At 69.0% G+C, this 16449-nt stretch carries 17 protein-coding genes, 1 tRNA gene and 1 other RNA gene; 13 read left to right on the forward strand and 6 right to left on the reverse strand.

The annotated features are described in order from the left end of the window. Nucleotides 1-21: 21 nt before the first annotated feature. A complete protein-coding gene (locus ACFXQA_RS08605) occupies nucleotides 22-2508 on the reverse strand; it encodes an ATP-dependent DNA ligase (RefSeq protein WP_394519406.1) in 2487 nt (828 codons plus the stop codon). Nucleotides 2509-2774: 266 nt separating this feature from the next. Here ACFXQA_RS08605 and ku point away from each other — a divergent pair, with 266 nt between their 5' ends. Then, nucleotides 2775-3668 (forward strand): non-homologous end joining protein Ku, encoded by an 894-nt coding sequence (gene ku, locus ACFXQA_RS08610; protein ID WP_394519407.1) that lies wholly within the window; start codon nucleotides 2775-2777, stop codon nucleotides 3666-3668. Between the two features lie 28 nt (nucleotides 3669-3696). Here ku and ACFXQA_RS08615 read toward each other — a convergent pair whose 3' ends face one another. Then, nucleotides 3697-4515: a DedA family protein gene (locus tag ACFXQA_RS08615; RefSeq protein WP_394520218.1), complete on the reverse strand. Its 819-nt coding sequence runs from the start codon at nucleotides 4513-4515 to the stop codon at nucleotides 3697-3699. A gap of 57 nt (nucleotides 4516-4572) precedes the next feature. Then, nucleotides 4573-4654, reverse strand: a tRNA-Leu gene (locus ACFXQA_RS08620). 192 nt (nucleotides 4655-4846) lie between these two features. Between ACFXQA_RS08620 and ACFXQA_RS08625 the strand changes: the two genes are divergently transcribed. From ACFXQA_RS08625 to ACFXQA_RS08655, 7 genes are read left to right on the forward strand one after another with little or no spacing between them, the layout of a single operon-like run. After that, nucleotides 4847-6004 carry a TadA family conjugal transfer-associated ATPase gene (locus ACFXQA_RS08625; protein ID WP_394519408.1) on the forward strand — a complete coding sequence of 386 codons (1158 nt, stop codon included), beginning with the start codon at nucleotides 4847-4849 and terminating at the stop codon, nucleotides 6002-6004. Further along, nucleotides 6001-6861, forward strand: a complete 861-nt coding sequence (locus ACFXQA_RS08630) for a type II secretion system F family protein (RefSeq protein ID WP_394519409.1) — start codon at nucleotides 6001-6003, stop codon at nucleotides 6859-6861. Before ACFXQA_RS08625 ends, ACFXQA_RS08630 begins: the two co-directional genes overlap by 4 nt. Continuing rightward, nucleotides 6858-7787 (forward strand): type II secretion system F family protein, encoded by a 930-nt coding sequence (locus ACFXQA_RS08635; RefSeq protein WP_394519410.1) that lies wholly within the window; start codon nucleotides 6858-6860, stop codon nucleotides 7785-7787. Before ACFXQA_RS08630 ends, ACFXQA_RS08635 begins: the two co-directional genes overlap by 4 nt. A gap of 24 nt (nucleotides 7788-7811) precedes the next feature. Next, the gene (locus ACFXQA_RS08640) at nucleotides 7812-8009 is read left to right on the forward strand and encodes a hypothetical protein (protein ID WP_394519411.1); all 198 of its coding nucleotides are present in this window, start codon (nucleotides 7812-7814) and stop codon (nucleotides 8007-8009) included. A 1-nt stretch (nucleotide 8010) separates the two neighbouring features. Next, nucleotides 8011-8409 carry a TadE/TadG family type IV pilus assembly protein gene (locus ACFXQA_RS08645; RefSeq protein WP_394519412.1) on the forward strand — a complete coding sequence of 133 codons (399 nt, stop codon included), beginning with the start codon at nucleotides 8011-8013 and terminating at the stop codon, nucleotides 8407-8409. Further along, entirely contained in the window at nucleotides 8384-8863 is a 480-nt protein-coding gene (locus tag ACFXQA_RS08650; protein ID WP_394519413.1) for a TadE/TadG family type IV pilus assembly protein, read from the forward strand. Before ACFXQA_RS08645 ends, ACFXQA_RS08650 begins: the two co-directional genes overlap by 26 nt. Before the next feature lie 14 nt (nucleotides 8864-8877). Beyond that, on the forward strand, nucleotides 8878-9297 hold the full coding sequence (locus ACFXQA_RS08655; protein WP_394519414.1) for a pilus assembly protein TadG-related protein: 420 nt from the start codon (nucleotides 8878-8880) through the stop codon (nucleotides 9295-9297). A gap of 39 nt (nucleotides 9298-9336) precedes the next feature. Here the strand turns inward: ACFXQA_RS08655 and ACFXQA_RS08660 are convergent, their stop codons facing one another. Beyond that, complete coding sequence (locus ACFXQA_RS08660; protein WP_394519415.1) at nucleotides 9337-10614, reverse strand: MFS transporter; 1278 nt, start codon at nucleotides 10612-10614, stop codon at nucleotides 9337-9339. A gap of 94 nt (nucleotides 10615-10708) precedes the next feature. Between ACFXQA_RS08660 and prfB the strand changes: the two genes are divergently transcribed. The 4 genes from prfB to smpB all read left to right on the forward strand — a co-directional run bounded on the left by prfB (nucleotide 10709) and on the right by smpB (nucleotide 14405). After that, nucleotides 10709-11818 carry a peptide chain release factor 2 gene (gene prfB / locus ACFXQA_RS08665; RefSeq protein ID WP_394519416.1) on the forward strand — a complete coding sequence of 370 codons (1110 nt, stop codon included), beginning with the start codon at nucleotides 10709-10711 and terminating at the stop codon, nucleotides 11816-11818. A gap of 150 nt (nucleotides 11819-11968) precedes the next feature. Next, complete coding sequence (gene ftsE, locus ACFXQA_RS08670; protein WP_394519417.1) at nucleotides 11969-12964, forward strand: cell division ATP-binding protein FtsE; 996 nt, start codon at nucleotides 11969-11971, stop codon at nucleotides 12962-12964. Further along, a complete protein-coding gene (gene ftsX / locus ACFXQA_RS08675) occupies nucleotides 12961-13875 on the forward strand; it encodes a permease-like cell division protein FtsX (RefSeq protein WP_394519418.1) in 915 nt (304 codons plus the stop codon). The genes ftsE and ftsX overlap by 4 nt, the downstream gene beginning before the upstream one ends. Before the next feature lie 53 nt (nucleotides 13876-13928). After that, nucleotides 13929-14405 (forward strand): SsrA-binding protein SmpB, encoded by a 477-nt coding sequence (gene smpB, locus ACFXQA_RS08680; RefSeq protein WP_394519419.1) that lies wholly within the window; start codon nucleotides 13929-13931, stop codon nucleotides 14403-14405. Nucleotides 14406-14408: 3 nt separating this feature from the next. Here smpB and ACFXQA_RS08685 read toward each other — a convergent pair whose 3' ends face one another. Beyond that, entirely contained in the window at nucleotides 14409-15068 is a 660-nt protein-coding gene (locus tag ACFXQA_RS08685; protein WP_394519420.1) for an SIMPL domain-containing protein, read from the reverse strand. Nucleotides 15069-15077: 9 nt separating this feature from the next. Next, entirely contained in the window at nucleotides 15078-15899 is an 822-nt protein-coding gene (locus ACFXQA_RS08690; RefSeq protein ID WP_394519421.1) for a siderophore-interacting protein, read from the reverse strand. Nucleotides 15900-16049: 150 nt separating this feature from the next. Between ACFXQA_RS08690 and ssrA the strand changes: the two genes are divergently transcribed. After that, nucleotides 16050-16419, forward strand: a transfer-messenger RNA (tmRNA) gene (ssrA, locus tag ACFXQA_RS08695). Nucleotides 16420-16449 lie beyond the last annotated feature (30 nt).

A 16449-nucleotide genomic window follows, 5' to 3' on the forward strand; every position in this document is an offset into this window, starting at 1 on the left:
CGCGGGGGTCGAGCCGCGCGGTCACGACTCGCGGACGACCTCGTCGGGGGTCTTGTCGGGACGAAGGCCCCGCCATCGGGCCTGTCGCAAAATGCCGCCGGGGGTGAACTCGGCGAACTCCACCTCGCCGACGAGGGCGGGGCGCACCCACAGCGCGTCGGAGGCATCGGCCCGGGGAACATCGACGAACGGCACGTCGTCGGTGCGCAGCGGCAGCAGCACCTCTTCGAGCCGGGCGATCGTCGACTCGCTGAAACCAGAACCGACACGACCGGAGTACGAGAGCCCGTCGGGGCCGGGAATGCCCACGAGTAGCGACCCGATCGAGCCCGAGCGTCCGCCCTTACCCGGGCGGATGCCGCCGATGACGACCTCCTGCGTGCGGGTCAGCTTGACCTTCAGCCACTCCTCCGACCGCACCCCGCGGCGATATCGGGAGCGCGGGTCTTTCAGCATCACGCCCTCGAGCGCGAACCGGGCGCTCGTCTCGAGTGCCGCGTCGAGGTCGTCGAACACCGGCGGCACGACGACCGGCTCGACGGCGTTCTCGGCGATCGTCTCGAGGATCCGGCGGCGCTCGGCGAGCGGCGAACCCGCCACGTCAGCGCCGTCGTACGAGAGCACGTCGAAGAGGTAGAGCTTCACGGGGGTGCGTGGCGCCTCGCGGGCGATCTCACGGGGTTTCTGGAGGTTCATCCTGGCCTGCAGCAGGGGAAAGCTCGGCCGCCCGTTCGCGTCGAGCGCGACGATCTCGCCGTCGATGACGGCGGGTGCGCGACCGAGCCCCAAATCGGCCGCGGTCAGCTCGGGGTACTTCGCGGTGATGTCCGACCCGCTGCGGGCGCGCAGGCGCAGGCGCGAGCCGTCCCAGATGCCGATCGCGCGCACGCCGTCCCACTTCATCTCGACCCAGGGATGCCCGTCGATCGCCCAGCGTCGGGCGGCGTCCTGGGCGATGCCGCGGGTGGCGGAGGTCGCGACCATCGGGGCGAGCTCGGCGGCCGGGGGAGTCGCCACGGCCTCCGAGGCGTGATCGGTGCCGCGCGGTTCGTCTAAGTGCGGTCCGTCGTCCCGCGGCACGACCGGCTGGCCTTCGCCTTGGGGACGGCCGGCAGCATCCGTCTTCATCCGGTGCAGCAGCCACGTCGACTTCGGGCCGTCGCCGTCGGTGCGGATCAGAACGAGCCGCACGCGCCCGAGCGGCCCACCGGGGCGCCCCTCGAGCGTGAAGATGATCTCGTCGTCGCGCCACTTCTCGAGCTCGTAGCGACCCTCATCCCAGATGGTCATCGAGCCGGCACCGTACTCGCCGGCGGGGATCGACCCCGAGAACGCCGCGTACTCCATCGGGTGATCCTCGGTCTGCACGGCGAGGTTGTTGCGTCCGACCGTCGGCGGTATGCCCTTCGGCACCGCCCAACTGGCGAGCACCCCGTCGCGTTCCAGACGAAGATCCCAGTGCAGCCTCGAGGCGTGGTGCTCCTGAATGACGAAGAGCGGAAGACCATCGGATGCTGCCGCGCCCAACGGATTCTCCGGAACGGGCTCGGGCGTGCGCCCCGCCGCGCGCATCGAGATGTATTCGGTCAACGGTCCGGCATCGGCGTGCCGGGCTCCCGCGCGGTAGCCGAGGGCGCTCATCGGGTCACCGTGTTCGGCGACGCGCTCGAGCACCTCCGTGAACAGCAGGTGGCGCAGGGCGGGGTCGTCCAGCTCCTCCCACGTGCGCGGGGCCGCGACGGTGGGGTGTGTGCGCCCCCGCAGCGAATACGGCGCGATGGTCGTCTTCGCGCCGTTGTTCTGGCTCCAATCGATGAAGACCCGGCCGGGGCGGGCGGCCTTGGCCATCTGGCTGACGACGAGGTCGGGGTGGTCGGCTTCGATCGCGCGGGCGAGTTCTTTCGCGAGGGCCGTGACCGCGTCGCTGGAGGGGGCGCCGGTGAGCGGTGCGTAGAGGTGGATGCCCTTGCTGCCGCTGGTGACGGGGAGCGCCTCGAGGCCCATTCCGCCGAGGATGGTCCGCGCCCAGCGGGCGACCTCGGCGCATTCGGCGAGTCCGGTGCCCGGACCCGGGTCGAGATCGAGCACGAGGCGGTCGGCGGGGCCGCGCCCTCCGTCGGCGTCGAAACGCCACTGCGGAACATGGAGCTCGAGGCTCGCGACTTGCGCCAGATACACGAGGGTCGCGCGTTCCGTCACGAGCGGATAGTCCTTCGCCCCGGTGGAGTGGTCGATCGGACGCCGCGCGATCCACGACGGTGCCCCGGCCTCGAGGTCTTTCGCGAAGAACGTCATGCCGGGCTGTTCGTCCGTGCCGACGCCGTCGGGCCACCGCTTGCGGGTGACGGGTCGCCCCGAGGCGTGGGGGATGAGCACCGGCGCGATGCGGCTGTAGTAGTCGATCACCTCGCCCTTGGTCGTCCCGGTCTCGGGGTACAGCACCTTGTCGAGGTTGGTGATCCGCAGTCGGCGGCCGTCGATCCGCACCGTCTGCTCGCCGCCCGCCATGGGTCAACGCTAGTCGGCGCGCCCCATCCGCCCCGGTTCGAGCGCGATGCCCGGTTCGTCCCCGCACTAACTCAGGCTGAGAAGAGCCGCGCGATACTCCAGCCCCCGAAAGACGGTGGTGTTCGGCGACCCGCCGGTATTGAGCCTGAGTTAGTGCGGGGGAGACCCGGGCAACGGCGCGCCGGGGCTCCGCGACGGTGCGCGGCGGAGTTGAGCAACCACGCAAGGGGTGGCCGGGACGGGTGTGGCTGCTGTTCACTGGGACCATGAGAGCGATCTGGAAGGGCGCGCTGACGTTCGGGCTCGTGAATGTTCCGGTCAAGGTGTACTCCGCGACCGAAGACCACGACGTGTCGCTGCATCAGGTGCACAACAAAGACGGTGGGCGCATCCGGTATCAGCGCATCTGCGAGATCGACGGCGAGGTCGTGCCCTTCGCTGACATCGACAAGGCCTACGACGACGGTGAGCAGACCGTGGTTCTGACGAAGGAAGACTTCAACGCCCTCCCCTCCGAGAAGAGCCGCGAGATCGACGTCGTCGAGTTCGTCCCCAGCGAGCAGGTCGACCCGATGACGCTCGATAAGCCCTATTACCTCGAACCCGACTCGACGTCGCCAAAGGCCTATGTCCTGCTGCGGAAGACCCTCGAGCAGACCGAGCGCACCGCGATCGTGCGGTTCTCGCTCCGGCAGAAGACCCGCTTGGCGGCGCTGCGGGTGCGCGGCGACGTGCTCGTGCTGCAGACGCTCCTCTGGGCCGACGAGGTACGCGAAGCGTCCTTTCCCGCTCTCGACGAATCGGTGCGGATCTCGGCGAAAGAGCTCGAGATGTCGGCGTCGCTGGTGGAGAGCTTCGCGAAAGACTTCGACCCCGAGGAGTTCAGCGACGACTACCAGGCCGAGCTCCGCACGCTGATCGACGCGAAGCTCGAGCAGGGCGACGCCCTCGATACGGCCGCGACGTTCGGCGAGAGCGAAGAGGCCGCCGACGGGGGAGAGGTCATCGACCTCATGGAGGCGTTGCGAGCCAGCGTCGAGCGCAGCCGCGCCGCGCGTGGCGACGCGAAGGACGACGCTCCGAAGGAGTCGTCCGACTCGACCGCGAAGAAACCGGCGGCGAAGAAGCCGGCGGCGAAGAAGACCGCGAAGGCCTCCTGAGCCGCCGCGAGAAGCGGACGCTGCCGCGTCAGGCCTTCGGCGCGTCCTTGTCGGTCGTGGTGCGACCATCGTGCTCGAGGACGTCTTCGTCGGTCGTGACGCGACGACCGTGCTCGAGGATGTCCTCGTCGAGCACGAGGGCCGCGGCCTCGTCGTGGTCGGTGACGGGGTCTCCGCCGTGCGGGGCTTTCTTCGCGTTGGCGCGCTCCCGGAAGAAGTTGATGGCGATGAACAGCACGGTGCCGGCGACCGCGATCAAGAGCACGACGTCGATGTACTGCGTCACGAAGTCGCGGATGGGCGGGATGAGGCCGATCGCGTAACCGAGCATGGTGAGACCGAAGCCCCAGAGGACCGCGCCGATGAGGTTGTAGAGCGTGTAGCGCCATTTGTTCATGTGACCGACGCCCGCAGCGATCGGGGCGAAGGTACGCACGATCGGCACGAAGCGGGCGAGGATCACCGTGGCGGCACCGAACCGCTCGAAGAAGGCGTTCGTGCGTTCGACGTTCTTGACGCTGAAGATTCCTGACTCTTTGCGCTCGAAGATCGCGGGCCCCGCCTTGTGCCCGATCAGGTAGCCGACTTCACCACCGAGGAAGGCGGCGAGGGCGATGAGAAAACTCACGATCCACACGTTGATGCCGAAGACACCGTTGGGCGCGGTGTCTGTCGAGTGCGAGAGCAGGCCGGCGATGATCAGCAGGGTGTCGCCGGGAAGCAGGAACCCGATGAGCAGGCCGGTCTCGGCGAAGATGATCAGACACACCACCAGAAGCGCCCAGGGCCCCGCGGCCTCGATGATCGCGGCCGGGTCGAGCCAGGGGATGAGCGCGGAGTGCTGGATCACTGAAGCCTCGGTGTTCGGTCGTCGGTCGGAAAGCGGCGGTCGAGATGACCACTGTGCGGAAGGGGGGACTTGAACCCCCACGCCCGAAGGCACAGGAACCTAAATCCTGCGTGTCTACCGATTTCACCACTCCCGCGGGTGCGATCAGTCTAGGCGAGGCAGGCGACGCTCATCAGGAACGGTCCGGGGCGCGAACCTTACGCCTTTCATCGGTCGCATTTCGCTTTCGCCCCTGATCAACCGCCATATTTCATCCAAACGGATGAGATGTATTCGTGCTGTGGACAGTGCGGCGCGCGGTCCTGAGCCTTGTTGCGAAGATGCACGCGTGAGTCTCGCCACCGCACCCGCCACCGCCACCGCAGCGGTGGCCGAGCGCGTCCGCGAGCGGCTACGGGCCGAGGAGAGCGACCCGACCCGTGACCCCGATCACGCCGCGAGAGTGGCCCGCAGCGAGGTGCGACGGCACAACGACTACGCCCTCGCTCGCGGTCTCGCTCCGCTCGACGACGAGGCGGGGTGCGTGCGCGACGTCCTCGCGCAACTGACGGGCTACGGGCCGTTGCAGGTGTACCTCGACGATCCCACCGTCGAAGAGGTGTGGCTCAACGCCCCCGACCGTGTCTTCATCGCACGGGGAGGCGTCGCCGAACAGGTTCCCGTGGCACTCACCGAAGCCTCGGTGCGCGACCTCGTCGAACGGATGCTGCAGACCAGCGGCCGCCGGGTCGACCTGAGCCAGCCGTTCGTCGACGCGTCGCTGCCCGATGGTTCGCGGTTGCATGTCGTGATCCCCGACATCACCCGCCGCCACTGGGCCGTCAACATCCGCAAGTTCCTCCCCGCCTTCCGAGACGTGCGCCGGCTCGTCGAAAGCGGGTCGCTCGCTCCGGAGGCCGCCGATCTGCTCGTCACTGCCATGCGCGAGGGGCGCAGCATCCTCGTCTCCGGGCCGACCCATGCCGGCAAGACGACGCTTCTCGCCGCCCTCGTCGCCGCTGCCGCCCCCGGTCAGCGGATCGTCACCGTCGAGGAGACCTTCGAGCTCGCCATCGATGCGCCCGACCTCGTAGCCCTGCAGGGAAGGCAACCCAGCCTCGAGGGCACGGGCGAAGTGACGCTGCGGCGGTTGGTCAAAGAGGCCCTGCGCATGCGCCCTGACCGGGTCGTCGTGGGCGAGGTGCGCGACGCCGAGGCCCTCGATCTGCTGCTCGCGCTCAACACGGGTGTGCCGGGGGCGGCGACGATCCACGCGAATTCGGCGGCGGAGGCGCTCGCGAAGCTCGCGGCTCTTCCGCTTCTCGCGGGCCAGAACATCGACGCGCAGTTCGTGCTCTCGGCCGTCGCGCGCTCGGTGAATCTCGTCGCCCACTGCGGGCGCGATGCGCGCGGACGGCGGCGCGTGCTCGAGATCGTCACCCCGACGGGACGCCTCATCGGCGATGCCGCCGAGGTGCGCACGCTCTACCGGGCAGGCAGGTCATGACGATCGTTCTGGGCGCGACGCTGGCGGGCGGGGTGCTGTTGGTGGTCGCGCCCTGGCTGTGGCCCGCCGGGCGGGAGTCTGCGGTCGTCGATGAACCCCACGGCGCGCTGGTGCGGCTGCTCGAATCCGCGGGGTTCGCGTCGGTGCGCCCGCGGGTGGTCGTCGTGCTGGGTGCCGCGTTCGCGGTGGTCTCGGCCGCGGTCGTCTGGCTCGTGACGGCTGTGCCGGTGCTCAGCGCCGTTGCGGCGACGGCCGCGGCATTCGCTCCTGTCGCGTGGCTTCGCGCCCGGCGCACTCGGCTTCTTCGGACGCGGCGCGGTCTGTGGCCGGACGTGTGCGACCTGCTGATCGCCTCGGTGCGGGCGGGGATGTCCCTCCCCGACGCCGTGGCGAGTCTCGCGTACTCCGCGCCGCCCGCCCTGCGCTCCGCCTTCGCGGCGTTCGGCCGAGACGTATCGGCGTCCGGGCATTTCGATTCGAGCGCCGTGCGCCTGAAGACGGCGCTCTCCGATCCCGTCGCCGATCGGATCGTCGAAACCCTGCGTATGGCCAGACAAGTGGGCGGCACCGAGCTCACGGCCGTCTTGCGGGCACTCGCCGCCTCGGTGCGGGCCGATGCCACCCTGCGCGGTGAGGTCGAGGCGAAGCAGTCCTGGATCCGCGGCGCCGCAGTCCTCGGCGTCGTCGCGCCCTGGGTCATCCTGGTGCTGCTGGCACTGCGGCCGGAGGGCGTACGGGCCTACGCGAGCCCGGAGGGCGTCGGCCTCATCCTCGCCGGTGCCGTGGTGTCGGTCGTGGCGTTTCGCATCATGCTGCGCATCGGGCGTCTCCCCGAGCCGCGACGGTGGTTCGGATGACCCCGGGACTCCTCACCGAATCGGCCCTCGCTGTGCTGCTCGGCTCGGCATTCGGGGTCGGTCTGTGCCTCCTCGCCTCACTTGCGCCACGGGTGAGCGCGCCCAGCCTCGCGCGTCGCCTCACCCCGTACATCCGCGATGTCATCGACCCGCAGGGGCTCGGCCCGGTGTCGCCGCCGACGACGGGGTTGCTCGACGTCTGGCACGACGCGCTCGCGCGGGTCGGTCGCCTCTTCGGGGGAGCAGACGCCCTGCGCCGACGGCTCGACCAAGCGGGGTGGTCAGTGGATGCTGCGGGGTTCCGGTCGCGTCAGGTCGTGTGGGGCCTGGTGGGGCTCGGCGTGGGCGGGCTCGTCGTCGTCGCGGTGGCCCTTCTCGGACGTTTCAGCCCCGCGGCCGTGGTCGTTCCTCCGGTGGCGGCGATGGTCGCCGTGGTGTTCTGCGACACGCGGCTGACCTGGGCGGCGCGCGCTCGCGCACGGCGCATCGAAGAGGAGCTGCCCACGGTCCTCGACTTCCTCGCGCTGTGCCTTGCCGCAGGCGAGGGCATTCTCGACTCGCTCCGCCGCGTCGGCGACGTGGGATCGGGAGAGCTGACGGCGGAGTTCCGCCGCACGGTGCTCGCCGTCGGCACGGGGTCGACGTTGCCCGAAGCGCTCTCGGCGCTGAGTCGCCGTGTGCGTATCCCGGCGGTGTCGCGGTCGATCGACCACCTCGTCGCAGCCCTTGATCGGGGCGCCCCACTCGCCGCCGTTCTCCAGGCGCAGGCCACCGACGCCCGTGAAGACGCCAAGCGCGTACTGATCGAGCAGGCGGGCCGAAAAGAGATTCTGATGCTCATCCCGCTGGTCTTCCTGATCCTGCCGCTGAGCGTTCTGTTCGCCGTCTTCCCGGGCATCTTCTTGCTGCGGGTCGGAATCGGATGACCGGCACGATCGAAAGGAGAAGAGATGGACAACGCGAGAAAGTTCGTGCGAAAGCTCCGTACTGCCTGGGGTGATGCCGTCGGCGATGAGCGTGGCGATGTTCCCGGCTGGGTGCTCATCACGCTCATGACCGCCGGACTCGTCGTGCTGATCTGGGCGCTCGCCGGGCCCGCCCTCGCCCAGCTGTTCGAGCAGGCGATCTCGCGCGTCTCGGGGATCTAGCGTGCGCGCCCTCCGACGAGCGCTCGGCGACGACGCGGGCTCGAGTCCGGTCGAGTTCGTGCTCGTCGGCGGTCTGCTGACGCTCCTCACCTTCGCGGTGCTGCAGTTGGCGCTCGGCGTCTACGTGCGCAATGTCGTGCACGACGCGGCGGTGGAGGGTGCGTTTCACGCGGCGCTCGCCGACACGACGTTGTCCGACGGTGCCGCCCGCACGAGAGACATCGTCAGCCGCGCGGTGTCCGCGGAGTACGCGAGTGACATCGAGGTCGTCGAAATCGACGAGGGCGGCCTGGAGTCGGTGCGCGTGACCGTGCGGACGACCCTGCCGCTGCTCGGACTCTGGGGTTCGTCCCGTGCTCTGGAGGTGAGTGCTCGTGCGCCGGTGGAGTCGCTGGAGTGAGAGCTTTCGTCGACGGCTGCCCGCGGACGACGACGGTTCGGCGGCGATCGAGTTCGTCTTCGTCGGGCTGCTGCTGCTCGTACCGATCGTCTACCTCGTCATCGCGCTCGGCGCGGTGCAGCACCAGGCCCTCGGCGCCGAGTCGGGGGCGCGGCACATCGCCCGTGCCATCTCGACGGCGAGCGACCCGTTCGACGCCGACGCCCGGGCCGAACTCGTCACCGCGACGATCGTCGAGGAGTACGGCATCGACCCCGCCGCCGTCGAGGTCGACGTGGAGTGCGCGGGCACAGCATCCGTCTGCCCCTCCGCGGGCGCGACCGTGGTGGTGACCGTCCGCACGACGGTGGCGTTGCCGCTGGTGCCGCCGATCCTCGATCTCGACCGGCTCGCCCGCATCCCCGTCGAGGCGGTGGCCGTGCAGAAGGTCTCCCGATTCTGGGGCGCAGGATGATTCTGAGGCGGAGGATGAGGCGGCGACCGCTCGACGATGACGGAAGCGTGCTGCTCCTGACGCTCGGGTACGCGATCCTCGCGCTTGCCCTGGTTTTCGTGTGCACGAACGCGACGACCCTGTACCTTGCGCAGAAGCGGCTCGACAGTGCGGCGGATGCTGCCGCGCTCGCCGGAGCCGACGGATTCACGCTCACGGTGTCGGGCGGGGGAGCAGTGGCGATGTTGTCGGACGACGACGTGCGGGCCCAGGCGGAGGAGATCGTCGAGGCGGTGGGCGAAGGCGTGACGCTCTCAGCCGCGTCGACCGCCGATGGGGTGTCGGCCCGGGTGACGGTGGCGGGCGTCTGGCACCCGCCGATCCTGTCGCTGTTCGTTCCGGAGGGCGTGCCGCTCAGCGCGACCGCGACGAGCCGCACCGCGCTCGTCGGGTAGGCCGTCGCGCCAGGGCGGCTGGCCGGCCCGCTCTGGCCGTCAGCGCTTTCGGGGCACGAACCGGGGCACCCACCGCACGAAGCCGAGGGCTCCGAGCACCCCGATGACGCCGATGGCGCCCGCGGCGACCGAGAGCGAGAGCACCGCGGTGATGACCGATACCAGCAGGGGCGCGAGTGCGCCGCCGGCGTCGGTGAGGGTCCGCCAGGATCCGAGGAAGGGAGCCGGGTCGGCCGGGGGAGCGACGTCTGCTCCGAGGGTCAGCAGGATGCCGCTGGAGAGCCCGTTGCCGAGCCCGAGCACGGCGGCGAACATCGCGAACCACATTTCGGGGTTCACGGTGTCGTGGGTGACCGAGAGCGCGAAGAACCCCGCGGCCATCACGATCATCGCCGGCAGAGCCGCCCAGAGTCGCCCGAAACGGTCCATCACCTGACCGCTCGCGTAGAAGAGCGCGAAATCGATCGCGCCGGAGATTCCGACGACGAGCGCGATGGTCGGGGCGTCGAGGCCGATCGACACGCCCCACAGGGGCAGCACGACCTGGCGCGCCGAACGCAGGGCCGACAGGGATGCGGCGGCCAGCCCGAGACGAGCGAGCACATTGCGGTGTCGCCACATCGTGCGGAACACCCCGATACGCACCTCCTGCCCGGCGGTCGGGACGGAGCCGGTCACCGGCTCGCCCGTGTCTTCGCCGACGGCCGGGGGTGCAGCATCCGCCCCGCCCTGCGTCAGAGCCAGTTCGGGGTCGGTGCCGAGGAGCACGAGAAGCACCGCGGCGACCAGGCAGACGCCGAAGAACCAGATCGCGGCCTGCTCGTTGCCGAACACCGCGAGAAGCCCGGCCGCGATGAACGGGCCGACGAACATTCCCAGCCGGAACGTGCCACCGAGCAGCGACAGAGCGCGGGCACGGAACGACAGGGGCACGCGCGTGGTCATGAACGAGTGGCGTGCGAGTCCGAAAGCCGCGGCGCACAACCCGATCACGAAGACGGCTATGGCGAACAGCACCAGTGTCGGGGCCAGCACGAGACCGACGACCGCGGTGAGGGCGATCACCCCGGCCACTCCCATGGTGAGGCGCTCGCCGAAGCGGGCGACCGCCCATCCGGCGGGAATGTTCCCGCAGAGCTGGCCGACGACCAGCACCGAGGCGACGAGGGCCGCGAGGGCGATGTCGGCGCCGAGGCGCGACGCGATGATCGGGATGAGGGGGATGACAGCGCCCTCGCCGAGCGCGAACAGCAGTGTCGGCCCGTAGATCATGGGGGCGAACCTCGCGAGGATGCGTCGCGGGGAATCGTCTGTCATGTCACGTCAACGATACGCCGGGGCGTCGGACCCTTCGACAAGCTCGAGGACCGGCTCGGGGGCTCGCTGTACGCAGACGGTAGGCTGGGGAGTCATGCTCGAACTCGATCTTGCCGCCGACATCCAGGCGCTGCGCTCCACCTTCGGCGACATCCGCGCCGTGGTGGACGTCGACGCGCTCACCGCTGACATCGAACGCCTGAGCGAAGAGGCCGGTGCTCCCGATCTCTGGGACGACGTCGACAAGGCGCAGAAGGTCACGAGCGCGCTCAGCCACCGCCAGTCCGAGCTCAAGCGCATCACGGAGGTCGACGCACGCCTCGACGACCTCGAGGTACTCGTCGAACTCGCGCTCGAAGCCGAAGACGAAGAATCGGCGGCCGAAGCGCGCAAAGAGCTGGCCGACCTCTCGCAGGTCATCAACGCGCTCGAGGTTCAGACGCTGCTCGACGGCGAATACGACCCGCGCGGCGCGGTCGTGACGATCCGCTCCGGCGCCGGCGGCGACGACGCCACCGACTTCGCCGAGATGCTGCTGCGCATGTACCTGCGATGGGCCGAGCGTCACAAGTACCCCGTGAAGGTCATGGACACCTCCTACGCCGAGGGCGCGGGCATCAAGTCAGCGACCTTCGAGGTCGACTTCCCCTACGCCTTCGGCACGCTCAGCGTCGAGGCGGGCACGCACCGCCTCGCGCGCATCAGCCCCTTCGGCTCGGCCGACAAGCGGCAGACGAGCTTCGCCGCGGTCGAGGTCATTCCCGTCATGGAAGAGGCCGTCGAGGTCGAGGTGCCCGAGGGCGACATCCGCGTCGACGTCTTCCGTTCGTCCGGCCCCGGCGGTCAGTCGGTCAACACGACCGACTCCGCGGTGCGCCTCACCCACCTTCCGACCGGCCTCGTCGTGTCGATGCAGAACGAGAAGTCGCAGATTCAGAACCGTGCCGCCGCCATGCGGGTGCTGCAGACGCGCCTCATGCTGCTGCAGCGCGAAGAAGAGGCCGCGAAGAAGAAAGAGCTCGCCGGCACGATCACCGCGAGCTGGGGCGATCAGATGCGCTCCTACTTCCTCTACGGCCAGCAGCTCGTGAAAGACCTCCGCACCGGCTACGAAGTCGGAAACCCCGCTTCGGTCTTCGACGGCGACCTCGACGGCCTGATCGCCGCGGGCATCCGCTGGCGCAAGCGCAAGATCGAAGACTAGAACCGCGAGACCTCATCGTGCCGACGAGACAGCGGCCCGCACCCGCGGTCTCGTGCGTCAGCTGAAGTCTCGCTGTCAGCTGAGCGGATGCTGTGGCGTCGGGCGCGTCACGAACGGGTCGGCGAGCGAGCGGCTTAGTCTCGTTGAGCCATGATCCGGTTCGAGAACGTCAGCAAACGGTATCGCGGCACCTCCAAACCCGCCCTCCATGAGGTCGACTTCGAGGTGCAGCGCGGGGAGTTCGTCTTCCTGGTCGGCCAATCCGGCTCGGGCAAGTCTTCTTGCCTGCGCCTGATCCTGCGGGAGGAGACGCCGAGCAAGGGGCGGGTGGTCGTGCTCGGCCGCGACCTGCGCACCCTGTCGAACCGCAAGGTTCCATACTTCCGCCGTCACGTCGGAGCGGTGTTCCAAGACTTCCGGCTGCTGCCGACGAAGACCGTGTTCCAGAACGTCGCCTTCACGCTCCAGGTGACCGGTGCCTCCCGCGGTTTCATCTCGCAGGCCGTCCCCGAGGCCCTGGCGCTCGTGGGCCTGGCGGGCAAGGAGAAGCGGCTTCCGCACGAGCTGTCGGGCGGTGAGCAGCAGCGTGTCGCGATCGCGCGTGCTCTGGTCAATCGACCCCAGGTGCTCCTGGCCGACGAGCCGACCGGAAACCTCGACCCGGCGACCTCGATCGACATCATGCAGCTGCTGGCCCGCATCAACGCCGGCGGCACGACAGTGGTGATGGCCACGCACGAGGCAGGATTCGTCGACCAGATGCAGCGCCGAGTGATCGAACTGCAGAACGGCGAGATGGTGCGCGACGAGCGCCACGGCGGCTACGGCGACACGTCGGGACTCCCGCGCCTCGCGCCCGAGGTCGAGAGGGGCGCGGCCGCCGTCGCCGCTCTCACCGCGGTGCTCGAGGTGCAGCGCGAGGTGGCTCAGGTCGACCCGGTCGCCGCTGTCGCCCTCGACGAAGCGGCCGACCGGCTCACTCCGGCTGCCGAGCGCGCCATGGCACCCGTCATGGCCGAACAGGTACCCGAGCCGGCCTACGATCCGGCTGTCGACGGCCCCGACGAGATGACCGAGCTCGGCCTCGCCGACCGCCTCGGCCTGCGCGGCGGGCGTCGCGACGACGAAGTGGGGCCCACCTCATGAGGGTCGGACTCATCCTCGGCGAGGCCTTCAGCGGCCTCCGTCGCAACGCGTCGATGGTCATCTCCGTCGTGCTCGTCACGTTCGTCTCGCTCACCTTCGTCGGTGCGGCGATGCTCATGCAGATGCAGATCGGCAAGATGCAGGACTTCTGGGTCGATCGCGCGCAGGTGGCGGTCTACATGTGCTCGTCGGTGTCCGGCGCCGACACCTGCACCGACGGAGTCGCGACCCAGGAGCAGATCGACGCGGTGACAGCCGCGCTCGACGACCCCGCGATCGCCCCGTTGATCCGCGACTACGCGTTCGACTCGCAGGAGCAGGCCTACCAGAAGCTCATCGCGCAGGTCAGCCCCGATCTTGCGAGCGTCCTCACGGTCGACCAAGCGAATGCGACGTTCTCGATCAACCTCGTCGATCAGGATCAATCCGACGTCTTGATCGAGCGGTTCGCCGCCTTCGAGGGGGTCGAAGAGGTCGCGGATCAGATGCAGTATCTCGAGCCGCTCTTCTCCGCGCTCACGATCGCGAGTTACGTCGCGATCGGCATCGCGACGCTCATGCTGATCGCCGCCGTCCTGCTCATCGCGACGACCATCCGCCTTTCCGCCTTCGCGCGCAGACGCGAGATCGGCATCATGAGGCTGGTGGGAGCATCCAATCGCTTCATCCAAACGCCGTTCGTGCTCGAGGGTGTGCTCGCCGCGCTCATCGGGTCGGCGCTGGCCAGCGTCACGATCTGGGGCATCGTCACGTTCGGCGTCGAGGACTATCTGCGCAGCCGGATCACTTTCATCACCGCGTGGGTGGGCCCCGCCGACCTCGCGATCGTGATCCCCGTCATCGTGGTGGTCGGTGCGGCGCTGGCCGCGCTGTCGGCCGGGTTCGCCATCCGCCGCTGGCTGCGCACCTGATCGGGGCGTAGACTGAAGGGCTTGCGTCAGCCCGACAGGTGAAGGAGGCGACCATGCCTCGAGAACAAGGCGAGAAGCTCGTCGCGACGAACCGTCGCGCGCGCCACGAGTACGCCATCGAGAAGACCTACGAGGCGGGCATCGTCCTGACGGGCACCGAGGTCAAATCGCTCCGTCAAGGGCGCGCGAACCTCAGCGACGGGTACGCGTACGTCAACGGCGGAGAGGTCTTCCTCGACGCGGTCAACATTCCCGAGTATTCGCAGGGGCACTGGACCAACCATGCCGCGAAGCGCGTTCGCAAGCTCCTGCTGCACAAAGAAGAGATCGTGAAGATCTCCCACGCCGTCTCGGCGGGCGGCTACACGCTCGTCCCGCTCAAGCTCTACTTCCTCGACGGGCGTGCCAAGGTCGAAATCGCCGTCGCCAAGGGTAAGCGCGAGTTCGAAAAGCGCCAGACGATTCGCGAACGTGAGGACAAGCGTGAGGCCGAGCGGGCCATGCGCTTGCGCAACCGCACCGGCGAGTAGCCCTCACGAGGCGCGGAAGCGAGCCTCCACGGCTGCGCCGACCACGATGTCGGCCGGTTGCAGCGCCAACGCCGGGCCGGAAGCATCCATCGCCATGGCGCGCATCATCTTCGGGGCGGATGCTGAGGCCTCGGCTTGTCCGCTCAGCAGCCCGACGTCGGCGATCTCGGCGGGAGTGAGAGAGCCGAGCCCAAGGGCTTCGGCATAAGCCTCTGCGCGGGTCACGGCGACGCCCACCGCATCGGTGGCGACCTCGCGTTCGATGGTCGCTCGGGTGGCGGGGGTGAGTTCCCAGGCGATCGCGGTGACCTGCACCTCGTCGGCCTCAGCGGTCTCGCCGAGCCACCACGAGAGCGCGGTGAAGTCGGCGAAGGTCGCCGAGACGTCGACCGAGGCGTGGTGCACGGGAGCGAGCTGGCGCCCTTCGTTGTTCCAGGGGCGGTCGGACCAGACAGAGACGCGGCCACTGGACCATTCGGCGACTTCGCCGGATCGCGCGTGGGTTTCGAGTCCGTCGCGGATCGGTGCGGTCGCCGCGTTGACCCGCTCGACGACCGGGCCGCGTTCGGGGCCGTCGGCGCGTACCGAGAGTTGCACGACGGCCCGCTCCGGCGCGACACGCCTCTCCTGCTCGCCGCGGACCGTGATGACGACGTCGCTCATGCGGCGATTCTAGGCCGGGAAGATCTGCCCGACCGGCAGGCGCTTCTCGGCCTGAAAAGCATCTTCGGTGCGACCCGCCGCCCAGTACGCCGACAGCGACAGGTCGGCGCGGTCGATGCCGCGCTCGACGAACAGGGGGCGGAGCGCCTTCATCGCCCCACGCTCGCCGTGCGCGAAGACCTGCACGCGTCCGGTGGGCCATTCCCACCCCGCCACTGCCTCGACGAGGCGTGCGCCGGGGGCATCGTGATCTTCGTCGATCCAGACCACGTCGGCCGACGAACGCGGCAGGTCGACGCGGTGTGCAGCTGACCGCGCCTCCAGCATGGCGGTCGCCGCAGTACCGACGGGGATTGCCTCCAGTGCCGCCGAGATGGCGGGCACCGCGGATTCGTCGCCGATGAGCACGATGTGGTCGGCCGTGGCGTCGGGGGAGAAGCCTCCGCCGGGTGCCGACATCGTCAGGGTGTCGCCCGGCTTCGCGGTTGCCGCCCAGGGGCCGGCCACGCCGGTGTCGCCGTGCACGACGAAGTCGATGTGCATCGTCCCGCGATCGAGGTCGACGGCGCGGATCGTGTACGTGCGCACCGTAGGAAGTGCGTCGAATGCCACTTCGTCACGGAGAGCGGCAAGGTCGAAGGGCGGCCGCAGGGTGCTCCCCGCGGGCGGAAAGAAGAGCTTGGCGTACTTGTCGGCGTCGGGGCGATCGGGAAAATCGGCCAGTTGATCGCCCCCGAGCGTGACCCGCACGAGCCCCGGTGTGAGCCACGTCGTCTCGACGACCTCGAGGGTGGTCTGCACGGCGGGGGAGCGACGAGAAAGTGAGGCCATCCTTACATCGTAGAACGGCGGCGCGACGCCGGACCGGTGCGCCGGGAATGGTGGCGCCGACGCATCCGTTATAGTCTTGAAGGCTCGGATGCTTCGGCATCCGGGTGACAACTACACAGCGTGACAGCGGTCCCTCGCACAGAGGACCACGGGGATGATCGGTTTCGACATTGCTTGTGATTCTGCGTGAAGCGGGCCGAGGATGCAGGGTTATCTCGTAAACGCTCCCTGCAAAACAATAAGTGCCGAAACCAAGCGCACTGACTTCGCCCTCGCTGCATAAGCGAGCCCGATAGTCCGTCAGACCGTGTGTGACCCCGACACGGATCCTGGCGTCATTTAGGGGTCTTGCTGCGCGATGACGTCTGAGCGTCGTGCGGGACTTTTTTCAGGCTGGGCTCGTCGACTTAGGTGTCTGTGACAAAGGTCGGAGCCGAGTAGAACGTCTGCACAGACTGCGCCCGGAGAAACCGCACTTTCTTAGTGATGGACGGGGGTTCGATTCCCCCCATCTCCACGAAGCCGCTGTCACTGAGAGGGCCCGGAGTCC

The organism is Microbacterium shimangi (genome assembly GCF_043556445.1).
Classification (GTDB): domain Bacteria; phylum Actinomycetota; class Actinomycetes; order Actinomycetales; family Microbacteriaceae; genus Microbacterium.